Source organism: Streptomyces sp. NPDC048257 (assembly GCF_043201855.1).
Taxonomy (GTDB): domain Bacteria; phylum Actinomycetota; class Actinomycetes; order Streptomycetales; family Streptomycetaceae; genus Streptomyces.
Map to the genome: position 1 here is coordinate 110,613 of NZ_JBICZI010000007.1, position 15,001 is coordinate 125,613.

The following is a 15,001-nucleotide window of genomic DNA, read 5'->3' on the forward strand; positions in this document are numbered from 1 at the left end:
GAGGGAGGGCCCCGGCCGGTTTCGGCTGGGGCCCTCCCTCGTACGTCGTGCCGTGCGGCGACCGCTAGTGGTCCTCGGGGCCGCCGATCACGCCTTCGGTGAGCCCGGGGAACGGGGGCTGCGGTTCGACGCCGCCCGTGGCGCCGCCCGTGGCACCCCCGGTGGCTCCGGCGGTGGCTCCGGCGGTCTGACCGCCGGGACGCCCGCCGGGCTTGCCGTCGCCGCCCGGCTTGCCGGGCCGGCTCGGGTTGTTCGCGGGCGGCTTGTTCCCACGCGGGCCGCCCGCGGGGACGTTCGGTTCCGGGATGCTGATCGTGGTGAAGTTCGCCGACTCGCGGCCGGAGAGCGCGCCGCTGATCGCGTCCTTCCAGATCGGGCCGGGCAGACCGCCACCGAAGACCTTGTCGAAGGGCTTGCCGCCGATCACGATGTTCTCCATCGTGATCTTCTTCGCGCCGCCCGAGCCGACCCACACCGCGCCGGAGATGTTCGGCGTGTAGCCGACGAACCAGGCGTTGTAGCGCTCGTCCGTCGTACCGGTCTTGCCGGCGCTGTCGCGATCGCTCAGACCGGCCCGCTCACCGGTACCGGAGTCGACCACTCCGCGCAGCAGGGTGTTGATGGTGTCGGCCGTCTCGGTGGACATCGCCCGCTCGCACTTGGACTTCGGGACGGCGAGCGCCTTGCCGTGCGCGTCGGTGATCGACTCGATGGCGACCGGGGTGCAGAAGACGCCGCGGTTGGCGAAGGTCGCGTACGCGTTGGCCATCGTCAGCGGGGAGAGTTCGGCGGAGCCGAGCGCGATCGACGGGGACTCGGGGATCTTGGAGCCGTCGGCCGGGACCACGCCGAGCTTCTGCGTCATCTCCGTCACCGGGCAGAGGCCGATCTCGCCGATCATCTCGACGAAGTACGTGTTGATGGACTTCTCCATCGCGGTCCTCAGCGCGTACGGACCGACCTCGTCCTCGGTCTCGTTCTTCGCCGTCTGGGTCTTGCCGTTGATCGGCAGGTTCAGCCACTCGGTGCCGTCGCAGCGCGGGATCGGCGTCGGGTACTCCATCTTGTTCGGCGCCGGGTACACCTTCGTCGGCGGCATGCCCCGCTCCAGGGCGGCCGCCGCGATGAACGGCTTGAAGGTGGAGCCCACCTGGAAGCCGAAGTTCGAGCCGCCCATCCGCTTGTCCACGGAGTAGTTGATCTGCGTCTCGTTCTTCCCGAAGCCGTACGGCTTGGACTGACCCATCGCCAGCACCCGGCCGGTGCCCGGCTGGACCATGGTCACAGCCGTCGCGATCGCGTCGTCCTGGTAGACGTGGTCCTTGATCGACTCGTTGGCCGCGTCCTGCGACTGCGGGTCCAGGGTCGTGCGGACCGTCAGGCCGCCCTGGTTCCAGACCTTCGCCCGCTCCTCGCGCGTCTTGCCGAAGGCGGTGTCGGTCAGGAAGGAGTTGCGCACGTAGTCGCAGAAGAAGCCCGCGCCCTTGACGGCGGTGATGCAGCCGTTCTTCGGCTTGGTGACCTTGAGGGTGACCGGCTTCGCCTTCGCCGCGTCGGCCTCGGCCTGTGAGACGTCCTTGGTGTCGGCCATCCGCTGGAGGACGATGTTGCGGCGCTTCGTCGCCTCCTGCGCGTCGTTCACCGGGTCGTACCGGCTCGGCGACTGCACGACGCCCGCCAGCAACGCGGATTCCTCCAGCGCCAGGTCCTTGGCGGGCTTGCTGAAGTAGCGCTGGGCCGCGGATTCGATTCCGTAGGCCTGCTGGCCGAAGTACGTGATGTTGAGGTAGTTCTCGAGGATCTTCTTCTTCCCGAGCTCCTCCTCGACCTGGATCGAGTACTTCAGCTCGCGGATCTTGCGGCCGAGGCTCTTCTCCTGGGCCTCGCGCACCTTGGTCTCGTCGTCACCGGCCTCTTCGACGAACACGTTCTTCACGTACTGCTGGGTGAGGGTGGAGGCGCCCTGTGCGGCGCCGCCTTCCTGTGCGTTGCGGTTGACCGCGCGCAGGATGCCCTTGAGGTCGACCGCACCGTGCTCGTAGAAACGCGAGTCCTCGATGGCGACGATCGCCTTCTGCATGTACGGGGAGATCGCCGTGAGCGGGACCACCTGCCGGTCGCGTGAATAGACGGTGGCGATCAGGCCACCCTCTGCGTCCAGAATCGTGGTCCGCTGACTCAGCGGCGGAGTCTTGAGATTGGCCGGGATCTCATCGAATCCCTCGACCGTCCCCTTGGCCGCCAGGCCCAGGGCGCCGGCGGCCGGAATCGCCATGCCGGCCAGTACAACCCCGGAGAGAACGGACACTCCGAGGAACTTGGCGGCCTGCTGGCTCCCCGTGAGCCCGCCGCCCGAGCGCTTCTTTCCCATAGGGGCAGCCTACGTTCTGATTCGCCGGACACGCGCGAATGCCTTGGCCTAAGCTGTCCCCAACTGTCACAGCAGTGTGGTGCGACATCAACCCCTCGGCTTGATTTTCACCCTTCCCGAATGGGGTGGACACATGTCCGAATCTCGCCCCTCTGCTGAAGTCGAACCGACGATTACACCCGAATTGCCGGAATGGTCGGGCATGTCGCCGGATCACTCCGTCGGGTGATCTGCCGCTTACCCATAGTCCGTTCGGACCATTCAAGATTGGGCCCGTCGGGGGTGTTGCACTGTGCCCGCCTTCCGTAACGTCCTCAACTGGCAGCGGTGAATATGCCGCTACCGCCGTGGGGGAGCCTCGATTCGGGAGAGGACGGCGCCGGGATGGGCTGGGTTACCGACTGGAGTGCGCAGGCAGCCTGCCGCACTACCGATCCGGATGAACTATTCGTTCAAGGAGCGGCACAGAACAGGGCCAAGGCGGTGTGCACCGGATGTCCGGTGCGGACCGAATGCCTGGCCGACGCGCTCGACAACCGTGTCGAGTTCGGCGTGTGGGGCGGAATGACCGAGCGGGAACGACGTGCGCTGCTGCGCCGGCGTCCCACCGTCACCTCGTGGCGACGGCTGCTCGAAACCGCACGTACGGAGTACGAGCGCAGCACGGGCATCCTCACCATGGATGCAGACGCGGAGATCGACGTGGCGTACGAGACATACGCGGCAGCCGGGTAGACCACACGGACGCCACGACGTACGAACGCCTACGCTCCGGTCGGTACCCCGGCCGCGAGTCGTTCTCCGATGGCCCGTAGCCCGGCGAGGTCGTGCACATCGCCGGGCAGGGCGGCCACTTCCGCCACCGCCACTTCGGGGTGCAGTGAGGTGAAGCGATCGCGAGTGCGCTGCTCACGCGCGATCACCTGCATTCGTTCGGCGTGCAGGCGCAGCAGTCCTGCCGTGATCCGGTCGACGACCGCGGTGTCGCCGGTTCCCAACGGTTCCGTGCCGGAGGGTTCCGCGTCGCCCGAGTCACGAAGTCCAGCTTTCCCGGACTCCTGATCGACAATGCCGCCTTCTTCAAGATTCTCTGCGGCGGCCAACGCCCGCTCGGCGGACAGCTGGTCGGCGCCACTGCCGTGCACCCGGTTCAGTACCAGACCGGCCAGCGGCATGCTCTCCGCGGCCAGCCGCTCCACGAAGTACGCGGCCTCGCGCAGCGCGTCAGGTTCGGGCGCAGCGACCACCAGGAAGGCCGTGCCGGGAGCCTGGAGCAGCCGGAAGGTCGCGTCCGCGCGCGTGCGGAAGCCGCCGAACATCGTGTCCATCGCGGCCACGAAGGTCTGGACGTCCTTCAGCAGCGAGGCCCCCATCAGCTTGCTGAGGGTGCCCGTCATCATCGACATACCGACATTCAGGAACTTCATCCCGGCCCGGCCGCCCACCTTCGCCGGAGCCATCAGCACCCGGATGAACTTCCCGTCCAGGAAGGACCCGAGCCGCTTCGGCGCGTCCAGGAAGTCCAGCGCGGACCGGCTCGGCGGAGTGTCGACGATGATCAGGTCCCAGTCGTCCCGGGCCCGCAGCTGCCCCAGCTTCTCCATCGCCATGTACTCCTGCGTGCCCGCGAAGCCGGCCGACAGCGACTGGTAGAAGGGGTTGGCGAGGATGGCCCGGGCCCGCTCGCCGTCCGCGTGCGCCTCGACGATCTCGTCGAAGGTCCGCTTCATGTCCAGCATCATGGCGTGCAGTTCGCCGTCGCCCGCCCCCACGGACCCCACCTTGCGCGGGGTGTTGTCCAGCGAGTCGATCCCCATCGACTGCGCGAGCCGCCGCGCCGGGTCGATGGTGAGCACGACGGCCTTTCGCCCGCGCCCGGCCGCCCGTACGCCGAGCGCCGCGGCCGTCGTGGTCTTGCCGACCCCGCCCGCCCCGCAGCACACGATGATCCGGGTCTCCGGGTCGTCCAACAGCCGGTCGACCGCCAGCCGCGGCGGAGTGTCCATGCCCACGGTGTCCACCCCCTCGCTCATTCGGCCACCGACTGCTTCCGCAATTCCTTGGCCAGTGCGTACAGCCCGGCCAGATCCATCCCCGCGCCGAGCAGGGGCAGTTCGTACGTCGGCAGGTCCAGCCCCGCCAGTACGGTGCGCTGCGCGCGCTCCAGCTCCACCCTGCCCGCGTGCTCGGCCGCCTGCGCGAGCAGCGGGTCCACCAGCCGCTCGGCCACCCCGCCGCGGCGCGCGCCGCCGAGGCCCGCCCGGGACAGGGCCCTGGCCACCTCGGCGCGGTGGTCGCCGGCCGCGGTGCGCAGGGTGTCCTCGTCCAGGTGGTGAGGCCGGACCATGTTGACGACGACCCGTCCGACGGGCAGCCCGGCCCCGCGCAGCTCCTCGATGCCGTCCGCGGTCTCCTGGACGGGCATCTCCTCCAGGAGGGTGACCAGGTGCACGGCCGTCTCGGGGGACTTGAGGACCTTCATGACGGCCTGGGCCTGGTTGTGGATCGGCCCGAACCGGGCCAGGCCCGCCACCTCGTCGTTGACGTTCAGGAACCGGGTGATCCGCCCGGTCGGCGGAGCGTCCATGATCACGTGGTCGTAGACGTACCGGCCGGCCTTGTCCTTGCGCCGCACCGCTTCGCACGCCTTGCCGGTGAGCAGTACGTCGCGCAGTCCGGGGGCGATGGTCGTCGCGAAGTCGATGGCGCCGAGCTTCTTGAGCGCGCGGCCGGCCGAGCCGAGCTTGTAGAACATCTGGAGGTAGTCCAGCAGGGCCCGTTCGGGATCGATGGCGAGCGCGAAGACCTCACCGCCCCCGCCGGGCGCCACGGCGATCTTCCGTTCCTCGTAGGGGAGTGCCTCGGCGCCGAAGAGCTGCGCGAGCCCCTGCCTGCCCTCGACCTCCACCAGAAGAGTCCGGCCGCCCTCGCGTGCGAGGGCAAGCGCGAGTGCTGCGGCGACCGTGGTCTTGCCGGTGCCGCCCTTGCCGCTGACCACCTGGAGCCTGCTCACAGCGTCCGAGCCTAATTCCTCCGGTTCGACTCCGGTGGTGCCGGGTGGTTCTGCCGGAGTGTTCGGGGGGTGAGCTCCGTTACGCCCGGCCGACGGCTGCGGGGGCGGCATGCGCCCCGCACCACAGGCACTACCCTCGCTCCCATGACCAAGAAGTTCGAATATGCGACGGTCCCGCTGCTGGTTCACGCCACCAAGCAGATCCTGGACACCTGGGGCGAGGACGGCTGGGAGCTCGTCCAGGTCGTGCCCGGCCCGAACAACCCCGAGCAGCTCGTGGCCTACCTCAAGCGGGAGAAGGCATGAGCGGTGCAGTCGAGGCGAAGCTGGCCGAGCTCGGCCTGACGCTTCCGGGCGTCGTCCCGCCGCTGGCCGCGTACCAGCCGGCCGTGCGGTCGGGCGCGTACGTCTTCACCGCGGGCCAGCTCCCGATGGTCAAGGGCAGCATGCCGGTCACCGGCAAGGTCGGCGCCGAGGTCTCGCCGGAGCAGGCCAAGGAGCTGGCGGCGATCTGCGCGCTGAACGCCCTGGCCGCCGTCAAGTCCGTCGTCGGTGACCTCGACAAGATCGCGCGCGTCGTGAAGGTCGTCGGCTTCATCGCCTCCGCCCCCGACTTCACGGCCCAGCCGGGCGTGCTGAACGGTGCGAGCGAGCTGCTGGGCGAGGTCCTCGGCGAGAAGGGCGTGCACGCCCGCAGCGCGGTCGGCGTGGCGGTCCTGCCGCTGGACGCCCCGGTCGAGGTCGAGATCCAGGTCGAGCTGGTCGCCGGAGCCTGACCCCTCGGGGCGGTTCCGCGGGGACGGGCCGGGTCGCGCGTGCAGCGCGGTTCCCGGCCCGTCCTGCGTGGCGCCCCCGAACGGGCCGCCGGGGACGGGCCCGCCGGACCGGGCCGCCGGGACCGGCTCCGCCCGGGACGGCCTGGGCGGGCCCGTGAGGGCCGCTCGCGCCGGGGGACCCTCGAACATCGGGCCGGATGGCCGTAGCATCCGGCCATGCCGAATGGTCAGCATGGTCAGCAGCAGCCCCCCGCCGGAGGCCAGTGGTACCCGCCGGAGTGGCCCGACCGCATCCGCGCGCTCGCGGACGGCTCGCTCGTCCCGGTGGAGCCGCGGCGCGCGGCCACCGTGATGCTCCTGCGCGACACCCCCGACGGCCCCGCCGTGCACATGCTGCGCAGGCGGGCCTCCATGGCCTTCGCCGGGGGCGCGTACGCCTATCCGGGCGGCGGGGTCGACCCCCGCGACGAGGAGCACCAGGTCGGCTGGGCGGGTCCCTCCCGCGAGGACTGGGCGGCCCGGCTCGGGACCGACCCCCTCACCGCCCAGGCGATCGTCTGCGGCGCCGTACGGGAGACCTTCGAGGAGGCGGGCGTCCTGCTCGCCGGGCAGACCCCGGACACGATCGTCGGCGACACCACCGGAGACGACTGGGAGGCCGACCGGCTGGCCCTCGTCGCGCGGGAGCTGTCCTTCGCCGAGTTCCTCGACCGCCGCGGCCTGCGGCTGCGCTCCGACCTGCTCGGGGCCTGGGCGCGCTGGATCACCCCCGAGTTCGAGCCGCGCCGCTACGACACCTGGTTCTTCGTCGCCGCCCTCCCCGAGGGCCAGCGCACCCGCAACGCCTCCACCGAGGCCGACCGGACCGTGTGGATCCGCCCGGCCGAGGCGGCCGCCGGATACGACGAGGGCGAGCTGCTGATGATGCCGCCCACCATCTCCACCCTGCGGTCCCTGGAGCCGTACGGGAGCGCCGCAGGCGCACTGGCCGCCGCCTCCGGTCAGGACCTCACCGCGATCCTGGCCCAGGCCTCGCTGGAGGACGGCGAGCTGGTGCTCAGCTGGCCGGGGCACGACGAGTTCACCAAGCGCGTCCACCTCGGACGTCCCGGAGGCCCCGCATGACCGATGCCGCCGCATTGCCCGGACAGCCCCGCGGAGTCGTCACCTCCGGGCCCGCGACCGCCCGCGCGGTGAACGTCCTGGCCCCCAACGCCTCCGCGATGACCCTGGACGGCACCAACACCTGGCTGGTGTCCGAGCCGGGGTCCGACCTCGCCGTCGTGATCGATCCCGGCCCGCTGGACGACATACACCTGCGGGCGGTCATCGCCACCGCCGAGCAGGCGGGCAAGCGGATCGCCCTCACCCTGCTCACCCACGGCCACCCCGACCACGCCGAGGGCGCGGGCCGGTTCGCCGAGCTCACCCGTACGAAGGTCCGCGCCCTGGATCCGGCCCTGCGCCTCGGCGACGAGGGCCTGGCCGCCGGGGACGTGATCCGCACCGGCGGGCTGGAGCTGCGCGTGGTGGCGACCCCCGGCCACACCAGCGACTCGCTCTGCTTCCACCTGCCCGCCGACCGGGCCGTGCTGACCGGGGACACCATCCTGGGGCGCGGCACGACCGTCGTCGCCCACCCCGACGGCCGCCTGGGCGACTACCTGGACTCCCTGCGCCGGCTGCGCTCGCTCACCGTGGACGACGGGGTGCACACCGTCCTGCCGGGCCACGGGCCGGTCCTGGAGGACGCGCAGGGCGCCGTCGAGTTCTACCTGGCCCACCGCGCGCACCGGCTCGCCCAGGTCGAGACCGCCGTCGAGAACGGCTTCGTGACACCGGAGGCGGTCGTCGCCCAGGTCTACGCGGACGTGGACCGCTCGTTGTGGCCGGCCGCTGAGTGGTCCGTTCGGGCGCAGCTGGAGTACCTTCAAGATCACGGACTCATCCCTGGAGGACCCGAATGAACACCGTGTTCCTGCTGGTCATGCTGGTGGCAACGGCCGGATGGATCACCTCGACGGTGACCCTGCGGGTGCAGAGCCTGCAGCACAAGGCGGACCGGATGGAGCGCCGCCTGGCCCTGGTGCTGGACCACTTCGGCATCGAGGAGCCGGAGCCGGCCGGCATGGACGAGGTACGCGCCCTGCTCCGGGCCGACCGCCAGATTTCCGCGATCAAGGAGTACCGCCGGATCACCGGCGCGGGCCTGGCGGAGGCCAAGCTGGCCGTCGACGCCCTCGCGGAGGCCGGGAAGTCCTGAGGCCGGCCCCGGACGCCCTCAGCGTTCGCGCGGCGCCTTCGTGCCGTGCCGGGCGGTGTACTCGTCCGCGAGCCAGGGCCCGAGGTCCTCGACGTACGAGCGCAGCAGCTCCGGGTCCGCCACCGGCTCCAGCGCCACGAGGGCCGCGGCCCGCACCTGGGCCGCGCGCTCCGGGTAGTACATGCCGAAGATCTCCGCGGACTCGCCGAGGTCGCTGGTCCAGCCGCCCCACCGGGGCATGACCAGCGTGAAGGCGGTGCGCACCAGACGCCGCGAGAAGAGGCGGCTCAGCTTCCGGTACTCCTCCGGGGTGGACGCCTCCCGCACCCGCGTCCGCCACGCGGGCAGTACGTCGGCCAGGTCCCCGTTGGTCTCGCGGGCGAGCAGGCCGTCCGGGCGGTAGCGCGGCAGGTGCTCGGCCAGGTCCGCGCCGAGCAGCGGGGTGCACAGGCAGGCGAGGAACCAGCCCAGGTCGAATCGTTCCGCCTCGCTCAGCACGGCGGCCTTGTCCTGGAGCAGGATGCCGACCCCGTCGATCTCCGGGAAGTCCTCGTCGAGCCCGCGTGCGAGCACCTCGGCGGTGTCGCGGTCCTCGCCGGAGGGCTCGTGGTGCAGTACGAGGAGCAGGTCCAGGTCCGACCGCCCGGGCCGGGCCGCCCCGCGCGGCACGGACCCGTAGAGGTACGCGCTGTGCAGCCGCCGCCCGTACGCCTCGGCGGTCCGTGTCCGCGCGGCCGCCACGACCCCCCTGAACTCGCCCTGCACCCTCCCGAGCGACCCCTCCCGCTCGAAGTACCCGTACGCGTCCAGCCCTCTGTGCTCCATGGCTCCACTGTGCCCCGCCGCCCGTCCGGGGCGGCCGAGCCAACGCCGGGCACGGGCCCGGAAACGCGAAGGGGCCCTGCCCGGTCGGGCAGGACCCCTTCGAACGGCTGTGGGCCGACGGTCAGCGGGACCGCTTCGCGAGGCGCTCCACGTCCAGCAGGATGACCGCACGGGCCTCCAGGCGCAGCCAGCCGCGGCCCGCGAAGTCGGCCAGGGCCTTGTTCACGGTCTCGCGCGAGGCGCCGACGAGCTGTGCGAGCTCCTCCTGCGTCAGGTCGTGCACCACGTGGATGCCCTCCTCCGACTGCACGCCGAAGCGGCGCGACAGGTCGAGGAGCGCCCGCGCCACACGGCCGGGGACGTCGGAGAAGACCAGGTCGGACATCTGGTCGTTGGTCTTGCGCAGGCGGCGGGCGACGGCGCGCAGCAGCGCGGTCGCGACCTCGGGCCGGGCATTGAGCCAGGGCTGGAGGTCACCGTGGCCGAGGCCGAGGAGCTTGACCTCGGTCAGCGCGGTGGCGGTGGCGGTGCGCGGGCCCGGGTCGAAGAGCGACAGCTCGCCGATCAGCTCGCCGGGGCCGAGGACGGCCAGCATGTTCTCGCGACCGTCGGGGGAGGTGCGGTGGAGCTTCACCTTGCCCTCGGTCACGACATACAGCCGGTCGCCGGGGTCGCCCTCGTGGAACAGGGCGTCACCGCGTGCGAGGGTCACCTCGCCCATGGAGGCGCGGAGCTCCGCGGCCTGCTCGTCATCGAGCGCCGCGAAGAGCGGGGCGCGCCGCAGAACGTCGTCCACGAGTCTCTCTCCTATGTCGACCAGCTCAGGGGACCGTGCTCCCCATTTTGCCGGACGGCTCAAACAGTGCGATCAATCACAAGGATGCCGGACGGACGGGCGTGCTGTGCGGCCAGAGGCCAATCGGAGTGGTGTTACCTGAGGTCCGGGCGGGTGTCAGCGGCCGGCCTTAGGCTGGCCGGGTGTCCAATAAGCCGGTGAGAGCACAGGCCAAGGGGTCCGCCGGAGTGACGGAGCCCCCAATTTCAGCCGTGGGCGAACATGTCCCAGTGAAGACGTCCGCGAGGGTCGCGGCCACCCCTCAGGGCAAAGTTTCGGCCAAGAAACCGAAGTCGGCCAGGCCGGAATCGCGCCTGGCCATGGTGCGCAGGGCGCGCCGCATCAACCGTGAGCTGGCCGAGATCTACCCGTACGCCCATCCGGAGCTCGACTTCCGCAATCCCTTCGAGCTGCTCGTCGCGACGGTGCTGTCCGCCCAGACCACCGACCTGCGGGTGAACCAGACGACCCCGGCCCTCTTCGCCGCCTATCCGACCCCCGAGGACATGGCTGCGGCCGCCCCGGAGGATCTGGAGGAGCTCATCCGGCCGACCGGGTTCTTCCGGGCCAAGTCGAGGTCCCTGCTCGGCCTCTCGCAGGCCCTGCGGGACAACTTCGGCGGGGAGGTGCCGGGCCGGATCGAGGACCTGGTGACGCTGCCCGGAGTGGGCCGCAAGACGGCGAACGTGGTCCTCGGCAATGCGTTCGGTGTCCCGGGCATCACCGTGGACACCCATTTCGGGCGGCTGGTGCGCCGCTGGAAGCTGACCGGGCAGGAGGACCCGGAGAAGGTCGAGGCGGAGATCTGTGCGATCTTCCCGAAGAGCGAGTGGACGATGCTCTCGCACCGGGTCGTCTTCCACGGCCGCCGGATCTGCCACGCGCGCAAGCCCGCCTGCGGGGCCTGCCCGATCGCCCCGCTCTGCCCGGCGTACGGGGAGGGCGAGACCGACCCGGAGAAGGCGAAGAAGCTGCTCAAGTACGAGAAGGGCGGCCAGCCGGGCCAGCGGCTGACCCCGCCCCCGGACTACCCGGGCCTCCCGGCTCCGCCGCTGGGCGGCGGCGCCGTGGCGGATCCGGGCGCGTAGGCACCAATCACACGGGGACTTAGGAACGAATCGGTACCTGGACCGCGTTGGCGGTGTGGGAGACGGCGTTGCACAGGACAACGCGGACAGGGGTGCCTATGACGCGCGGTACGCGGGACGAGACCGAGGCCACGATGGAGGGCCTCGAGGGCGGCGGCCCGGTCGTCACCACCGACGGCCTGCCCGGTTGGCTCGACCCCGTCGTCGAGGCCGCCCGGTCCGTCCAGCCGGGGCAGCTGAGCCGGTTCCTGCCGCCCGAGGACGGCCGTGGGCGGCAGTCCGCCGTGCTCGTCCTCTTCGGGGAGGGCGCCCGCGGCCCCGAGCTGCTCCTGATGGAGCGGGCGGGCACCCTGCGCTCGCACGCGGGCCAGCCGTCCTTCCCCGGCGGCGCGCTGGATCCGGAGGACGGCGATCCGCACACCACCGGCCCGCTGCGGGCCGCGCTGCGCGAGGCCCAAGAGGAAACCGGACTCGATCCTTCCGGTGTCCAGCTCTTCGGCGTGCTGCCCCGGCTCTACATCCCGGTCAGCGAGTTCGTCGTGACCCCGGTCCTCGGCTGGTGGCGCACCCCCAGCCCGGTCGGCGCCGTGGACCCGGCCGAGACGGCCCGGGTCTTCACGGTTCCCGTGGCCGATCTCACCGACCCCGAACACCGGGTCATGACCGTCCACCCGCGCGGCCACCTGGGGCCGGGATTCACCGTCGAATCGGCTCTGGTCTGGGGTTTCACCGCCGGAGTGATCGACCGGATCCTGCACTTCGCAGGCTGGGAACGCCCATGGGACCGCTCGCGGCAGGTCCCGCTCGACTGGCGCGCATGAGACGGTGACCCACGTGAACGTGCTGGACATCCTGTTGCTGCTCGCCGCCGTGTGGTTCGCGATCGTCGGCTACCGCCAGGGGTTCGTCGTCGGCATCCTGTCGGTGATCGGATTCCTCGGCGGTGGTCTCGTCGCCGTGTCCCTGCTCCCTCTGATCTGGGACCGGGTGACGGACAACGGCACCCAGGTGTCCACCACGGTCGTCGTGATCGCCGTGGTCGTGATCATCATCTGTGCCTCGATCGGCCAGGCCCTGACCACCCACCTCGGGAGCAAACTCCGCCGTCAGATCACCTGGTCACCGGCGCGCGCGGTCGACGCGACCGGCGGGGCCCTGGTCAACGTGGTCGCGATGCTGCTGGTGGCCTGGCTGATCGGTTCTGCGCTCGCCGGCACCTCGCTCCCCACCCTGGGCAAGGAGGTCCGTAACTCCAAGGTCCTCCTCGGCGTGTCGCGGGTGCTGCCCGACCAGGCGAACACCTGGTTCTCGGACTTCAGCTCCACCCTCGCGCGCAACGGCTTCCCACAGGTGTTCAGCCCGTTCTCCAACGAGCCCATCACCGAGGTGAGCGCGCCCGACCCGGCGCTCGCCAGCAGCCCCGTCGCCGAGCAGGCCAAGCGCTCGATCGTGAAGGTCGTCGGCACCGCGCCCAGCTGCAGCAAGGTGCTGGAGGGCACGGGCTTCGTCTTCGCGCCCGGCAAGGTGATGACGAACGCGCACGTCGTCGGCGGGGTCGGCGAGCCGACCGTGCAGATCGGCGGCGAGGGCCGGCTGTACGACGCCAAGGTCGTGCTCTACGACTGGGCGCGCGACATCGCCGTCCTGGACGTGCCGAAGCTGAAGGCCCCGGTGCTGGAGTTCTCCGAGAAGGACGCGGCGAGCGGCAGCGACGCGATCGTCGCAGGCTTCCCGGAGAACGGCGCGTACGACGTCCGCTCGGCCCGCGTCCGCGGCCGCATCAACGCCAACGGCCCGGACATCTACCACCGCGGTACTGTCCGGCGGGACGTCTACTCGCTGTACGCGACGGTCCGCCAGGGCAACTCCGGCGGACCGCTGCTGACACCCGACGGCAAGGTGTACGGAGTCGTCTTCGCGAAGTCCCTCGACGACCCCAACACCGGTTACGTGCTGACGGTGGACGAGATCCGCGACGACATCCGGATCGGCAAGGACGCCGTACGCCGGGTCGACAGCCAGGGCTGCGCCCTCTGAGACGCCGCTCCTGCCGGGCCCCTGCGGTCCCTACGTCCGTGGATGGCGCAGGCGCGCGGAGACCCAGCGGGCCCGTCGGCGCAGGATGAGCGGAATCCCGAGGCGGGAGTCGTGGCCGTACCGGCCGGCCCTCTCGTGGGTGCCCGGCGTAGCTGCCGAGCGGCGTTCGTGCGCGGTGTCACCGTAGTCGTGCGTCCAGCTCATACTCCGAGCTCTGCCCGGGCCCCAAGGTCCGTAATCCCGTCAGGGGCGGCCAATTGGCCTATGCGCCGGGCAATTGAATGCTCGTAGGACAAGCGCACGAATGAACTGCCGCCCGTTCAGGGGCTGGTCGCCGGTCGGGTCAAGGCTTTTGACCCGACGTGCCGTCAGCGGTCCGGTTCGGGGTCCTTGAGCCAGTTCACCAGCTCGGACGAGAAGGCGACCGGGTCCTCCTCGTGCGGGAAGTGCCCGAGCCCGTCGAACAGCCGCCACCGGTACGGGGCTTCGACGTACTCCCCGGAACCGGCCGCGCTCCGCGTCCGCATCACCGGGTCGAGCGAACCGTGCAGATGCAGCGTCGGCACCCGCACCGGCCGCTTCATCCGCCGGTTGAACTGGATCCCGTCGGGCCGCGCCATCGACCGCATCATCCAGCGGTACGGCTCGACCGAGCAGTGCGCCGTGGACGGGATGCACATGGCCCGCTGGTACACGGCCAGATCCTCGTCCTCGGGCGGCCGCGGCCCCGACCAGTCCCGGATCAGCTCCCCCACGAGGGCTCCGCCGTCGGCGACCAGCTGACGCTCGGGAACGAACGGCCGCTGAAAGCCCCAGATGTGTGAACTCGCCCGCGTCTGCCCGAAGTCCGACAGCATCGCCGAGCGCCAGCGGCGCGGGTGCGGCATGGACGAGACGACGAGCCGGCGCACCAGCTTGGGCCGCATCACGGCCGCCGTCCAGGCGAGGTACCCGCCCAGGTCGTGCCCGACGAGGGCGGCGTCCGGCTCGCCGAGGGACCGTACGACCCCGGTGATGTCCAGCGCCAGGTTGGCGGGGTCGTAGCCGCGCGGGGTGCGGTCGCTGCCGCCCACACCGCGCAGGTCCATCGCGACCGCCCGGTACCCGGCGTCGGCGAGCGCGGCCATCTGGTGCCGCCAGGTCCACCAGAACTGCGGGAAGCCGTGGAGCAGCAGCACGAGCGGCCCGTCACCGAGCTCGGCGACGTGGAAACGTGCGCCGTTGGCGGCGACGTCCCGGTGCGTCACCGCCTGCCCGCCGGGGAGGTCGAGCCGTACCGCCGTGGCAGCTGTGGGTGGAACGCTGGAGTCCGGCGTGGGCGCTGTCATGAGGACGAGCGTGCCACACCCACAGCCTTGTCACTCACCGGCCGCGGGTGCGGCTTGACGGTCCCGACCAGCGCGGCGGTCTGCTTGACCGAGGCGATGGACTTCTCCGGCGGCTTGACCTTCTTGAACTTGCGTACGGCGATCAGCACGAGCACGCCCGCGATCAGCAGGAACGCGCCGCCGACGATGAGGAAGGACCACGCGAGCCCGAGCCCGAGGTTGTGGATCCCGTACGCCGCGGCGAAGGTCAGCACCGGGAGGGAGAAGACCGCGAACACTCCTGCGACGGCGATGGAGGCGGAGCCGCTGCCCACGCGCTTGACGTCCTCGCGGATCTCCGCCTTGGCGAGGGCGATCTCGTCGTGCACCAGCGCGGACATCTCGGCGGTGGCCGAGGCGACCAGCTGGCCGAGTGTGCGCTCGGCTCCCTGCGCCTCTTGGTCCACTGCGCTCATCGCTCTCTCC

Annotated in this window: 17 protein-coding genes; 9 read left to right on the plus strand and 8 right to left on the minus strand. The window is 71.1% G+C overall.

All coding sequences use genetic code 11. The features are described 5' to 3' along the window. Positions 1–64 precede the first annotated feature (64 nt). Positions 65–2,371, minus strand: coding sequence for a transglycosylase domain-containing protein (locus ACGFZK_RS17345; protein ID WP_393849714.1), 2,307 nt, complete (start codon positions 2,369–2,371; stop codon positions 65–67). Positions 2,372–2,755: 384 nt separating this feature from the next. Here ACGFZK_RS17345 and ACGFZK_RS17350 point away from each other — a divergent pair, with 384 nt between their 5' ends. After that, positions 2,756–3,106 carry a WhiB family transcriptional regulator gene (locus tag ACGFZK_RS17350; RefSeq protein ID WP_181382488.1) on the plus strand — a complete coding sequence of 117 codons (351 nt, stop codon included), beginning with the start codon at positions 2,756–2,758 and terminating at the stop codon, positions 3,104–3,106. A gap of 29 nt (positions 3,107–3,135) precedes the next feature. Here the strand turns inward: ACGFZK_RS17350 and ACGFZK_RS17355 are convergent, their stop codons facing one another. Next, positions 3,136–4,404, minus strand: coding sequence for an ArsA family ATPase (locus ACGFZK_RS17355; protein ID WP_393849715.1), 1,269 nt, complete (start codon positions 4,402–4,404; stop codon positions 3,136–3,138). Then, complete coding sequence (locus tag ACGFZK_RS17360; protein WP_393849716.1) at positions 4,401–5,384, minus strand: ArsA family ATPase; 984 nt, start codon at positions 5,382–5,384, stop codon at positions 4,401–4,403. The genes ACGFZK_RS17355 and ACGFZK_RS17360 overlap by 4 nt, the downstream gene beginning before the upstream one ends. 144 nt (positions 5,385–5,528) lie before the next feature. On the opposite strand from ACGFZK_RS17360, the gene ACGFZK_RS17365 reads away from it, so the two are divergent. The 5 genes from ACGFZK_RS17365 (at position 5,529) to ACGFZK_RS17385 (ending at position 8,423) form a co-directional block, all read left to right on the plus strand. Then, positions 5,529–5,690 (plus strand): DUF4177 domain-containing protein, encoded by a 162-nt coding sequence (locus tag ACGFZK_RS17365; RefSeq protein ID WP_007264966.1) that lies wholly within the window; start codon positions 5,529–5,531, stop codon positions 5,688–5,690. Continuing rightward, positions 5,687–6,160 carry a RidA family protein gene (locus tag ACGFZK_RS17370; RefSeq protein WP_393849717.1) on the plus strand — a complete coding sequence of 158 codons (474 nt, stop codon included), beginning with the start codon at positions 5,687–5,689 and terminating at the stop codon, positions 6,158–6,160. The genes ACGFZK_RS17365 and ACGFZK_RS17370 overlap by 4 nt, the downstream gene beginning before the upstream one ends. Positions 6,161–6,376: 216 nt before the next feature. Continuing rightward, positions 6,377–7,285, plus strand: coding sequence for an NUDIX hydrolase (locus ACGFZK_RS17375; RefSeq protein WP_393849718.1), 909 nt, complete (start codon positions 6,377–6,379; stop codon positions 7,283–7,285). Then, positions 7,282–8,127 carry an MBL fold metallo-hydrolase gene (locus tag ACGFZK_RS17380; protein ID WP_393849719.1) on the plus strand — a complete coding sequence of 282 codons (846 nt, stop codon included), beginning with the start codon at positions 7,282–7,284 and terminating at the stop codon, positions 8,125–8,127. Before ACGFZK_RS17375 ends, ACGFZK_RS17380 begins: the two co-directional genes overlap by 4 nt. Next, positions 8,124–8,423 carry a hypothetical protein gene (locus tag ACGFZK_RS17385; RefSeq protein ID WP_393849720.1) on the plus strand — a complete coding sequence of 100 codons (300 nt, stop codon included), beginning with the start codon at positions 8,124–8,126 and terminating at the stop codon, positions 8,421–8,423. Before ACGFZK_RS17380 ends, ACGFZK_RS17385 begins: the two co-directional genes overlap by 4 nt. Positions 8,424–8,441: 18 nt before the next feature. Here the strand turns inward: ACGFZK_RS17385 and ACGFZK_RS17390 are convergent, their stop codons facing one another. Beyond that, entirely contained in the window at positions 8,442–9,248 is an 807-nt protein-coding gene (locus ACGFZK_RS17390; protein ID WP_393849721.1) for a nucleotidyltransferase domain-containing protein, read from the minus strand. 121 nt (positions 9,249–9,369) lie between these two features. Further along, a complete protein-coding gene (locus ACGFZK_RS17395; protein ID WP_003981529.1) occupies positions 9,370–10,044 on the minus strand; it encodes a Crp/Fnr family transcriptional regulator in 675 nt (224 codons plus the stop codon). Positions 10,045–10,313: 269 nt separating this feature from the next. On the opposite strand from ACGFZK_RS17395, the gene nth reads away from it, so the two are divergent. The 3 genes from nth to ACGFZK_RS17410 all read left to right on the plus strand — a co-directional run bounded on the left by nth (position 10,314) and on the right by ACGFZK_RS17410 (position 13,208). Continuing rightward, positions 10,314–11,171, plus strand: a complete 858-nt coding sequence (gene nth, locus ACGFZK_RS17400; RefSeq protein WP_393849722.1) for an endonuclease III — start codon at positions 10,314–10,316, stop codon at positions 11,169–11,171. 98 nt (positions 11,172–11,269) lie between these two features. After that, on the plus strand, positions 11,270–11,992 hold the full coding sequence (locus ACGFZK_RS17405; RefSeq protein WP_393849723.1) for an NUDIX hydrolase: 723 nt from the start codon (positions 11,270–11,272) through the stop codon (positions 11,990–11,992). Positions 11,993–12,005: 13 nt separating this feature from the next. Then, on the plus strand, positions 12,006–13,208 hold the full coding sequence (locus tag ACGFZK_RS17410; RefSeq protein WP_393849838.1) for a MarP family serine protease: 1,203 nt from the start codon (positions 12,006–12,008) through the stop codon (positions 13,206–13,208). 30 nt (positions 13,209–13,238) lie between these two features. Here ACGFZK_RS17410 and ACGFZK_RS17415 read toward each other — a convergent pair whose 3' ends face one another. The 3 genes from ACGFZK_RS17415 to ACGFZK_RS17425 form a co-directional block, all read right to left on the minus strand. Further along, a complete protein-coding gene (locus ACGFZK_RS17415; RefSeq protein ID WP_393849724.1) occupies positions 13,239–13,412 on the minus strand; it encodes a hypothetical protein in 174 nt (57 codons plus the stop codon). A gap of 164 nt (positions 13,413–13,576) precedes the next feature. After that, positions 13,577–14,536, minus strand: coding sequence for an alpha/beta fold hydrolase (locus ACGFZK_RS17420; protein ID WP_393849725.1), 960 nt, complete (start codon positions 14,534–14,536; stop codon positions 13,577–13,579). Further along, entirely contained in the window at positions 14,533–14,991 is a 459-nt protein-coding gene (locus ACGFZK_RS17425; protein WP_393849726.1) for a phage holin family protein, read from the minus strand. The genes ACGFZK_RS17420 and ACGFZK_RS17425 overlap by 4 nt, the downstream gene beginning before the upstream one ends. Positions 14,992–15,001: the final 10 nt, after the last annotated feature.

What these genes read in the sequence shown, in the direction of transcription:
- ACGFZK_RS17375 (WP_393849718.1), top strand. Translation starts at nt 6,377, where the DNA reads ATGCCGAATGGTCAGCATGGTCAGCAGCAGCCCCCCGCCGGAGGCCAG.
- ACGFZK_RS17385 (WP_393849720.1), top strand. Translation starts at nt 8,124, where the DNA reads ATGAACACCGTGTTCCTGCTGGTCATGCTGGTGGCAACGGCCGGATGG.
- ACGFZK_RS17370 (WP_393849717.1), top strand. Translation starts at nt 5,687, where the DNA reads ATGAGCGGTGCAGTCGAGGCGAAGCTGGCCGAGCTCGGCCTGACGCTT.
- ACGFZK_RS17420 (WP_393849725.1), bottom strand. Translation starts at nt 14,536, where the DNA reads ATGACAGCGCCCACGCCGGACTCCAGCGTTCCACCCACAGCTGCCACG.
- ACGFZK_RS17345 (WP_393849714.1), bottom strand. Translation starts at nt 2,371, where the DNA reads ATGGGAAAGAAGCGCTCGGGCGGCGGGCTCACGGGGAGCCAGCAGGCC.
- ACGFZK_RS17350 (WP_181382488.1), top strand. Translation starts at nt 2,756, where the DNA reads ATGGGCTGGGTTACCGACTGGAGTGCGCAGGCAGCCTGCCGCACTACC.
- ACGFZK_RS17355 (WP_393849715.1), bottom strand. Translation starts at nt 4,404, where the DNA reads ATGAGCGAGGGGGTGGACACCGTGGGCATGGACACTCCGCCGCGGCTG.
- ACGFZK_RS17415 (WP_393849724.1), bottom strand. Translation starts at nt 13,412, where the DNA reads ATGAGCTGGACGCACGACTACGGTGACACCGCGCACGAACGCCGCTCG.
- ACGFZK_RS17380 (WP_393849719.1), top strand. Translation starts at nt 7,282, where the DNA reads ATGACCGATGCCGCCGCATTGCCCGGACAGCCCCGCGGAGTCGTCACC.
- ACGFZK_RS17425 (WP_393849726.1), bottom strand. Translation starts at nt 14,991, where the DNA reads ATGAGCGCAGTGGACCAAGAGGCGCAGGGAGCCGAGCGCACACTCGGC.
- ACGFZK_RS17390 (WP_393849721.1), bottom strand. Translation starts at nt 9,248, where the DNA reads ATGGAGCACAGAGGGCTGGACGCGTACGGGTACTTCGAGCGGGAGGGG.
- ACGFZK_RS17365 (WP_007264966.1), top strand. Translation starts at nt 5,529, where the DNA reads ATGACCAAGAAGTTCGAATATGCGACGGTCCCGCTGCTGGTTCACGCC.
- ACGFZK_RS17405 (WP_393849723.1), top strand. Translation starts at nt 11,270, where the DNA reads ATGACGCGCGGTACGCGGGACGAGACCGAGGCCACGATGGAGGGCCTC.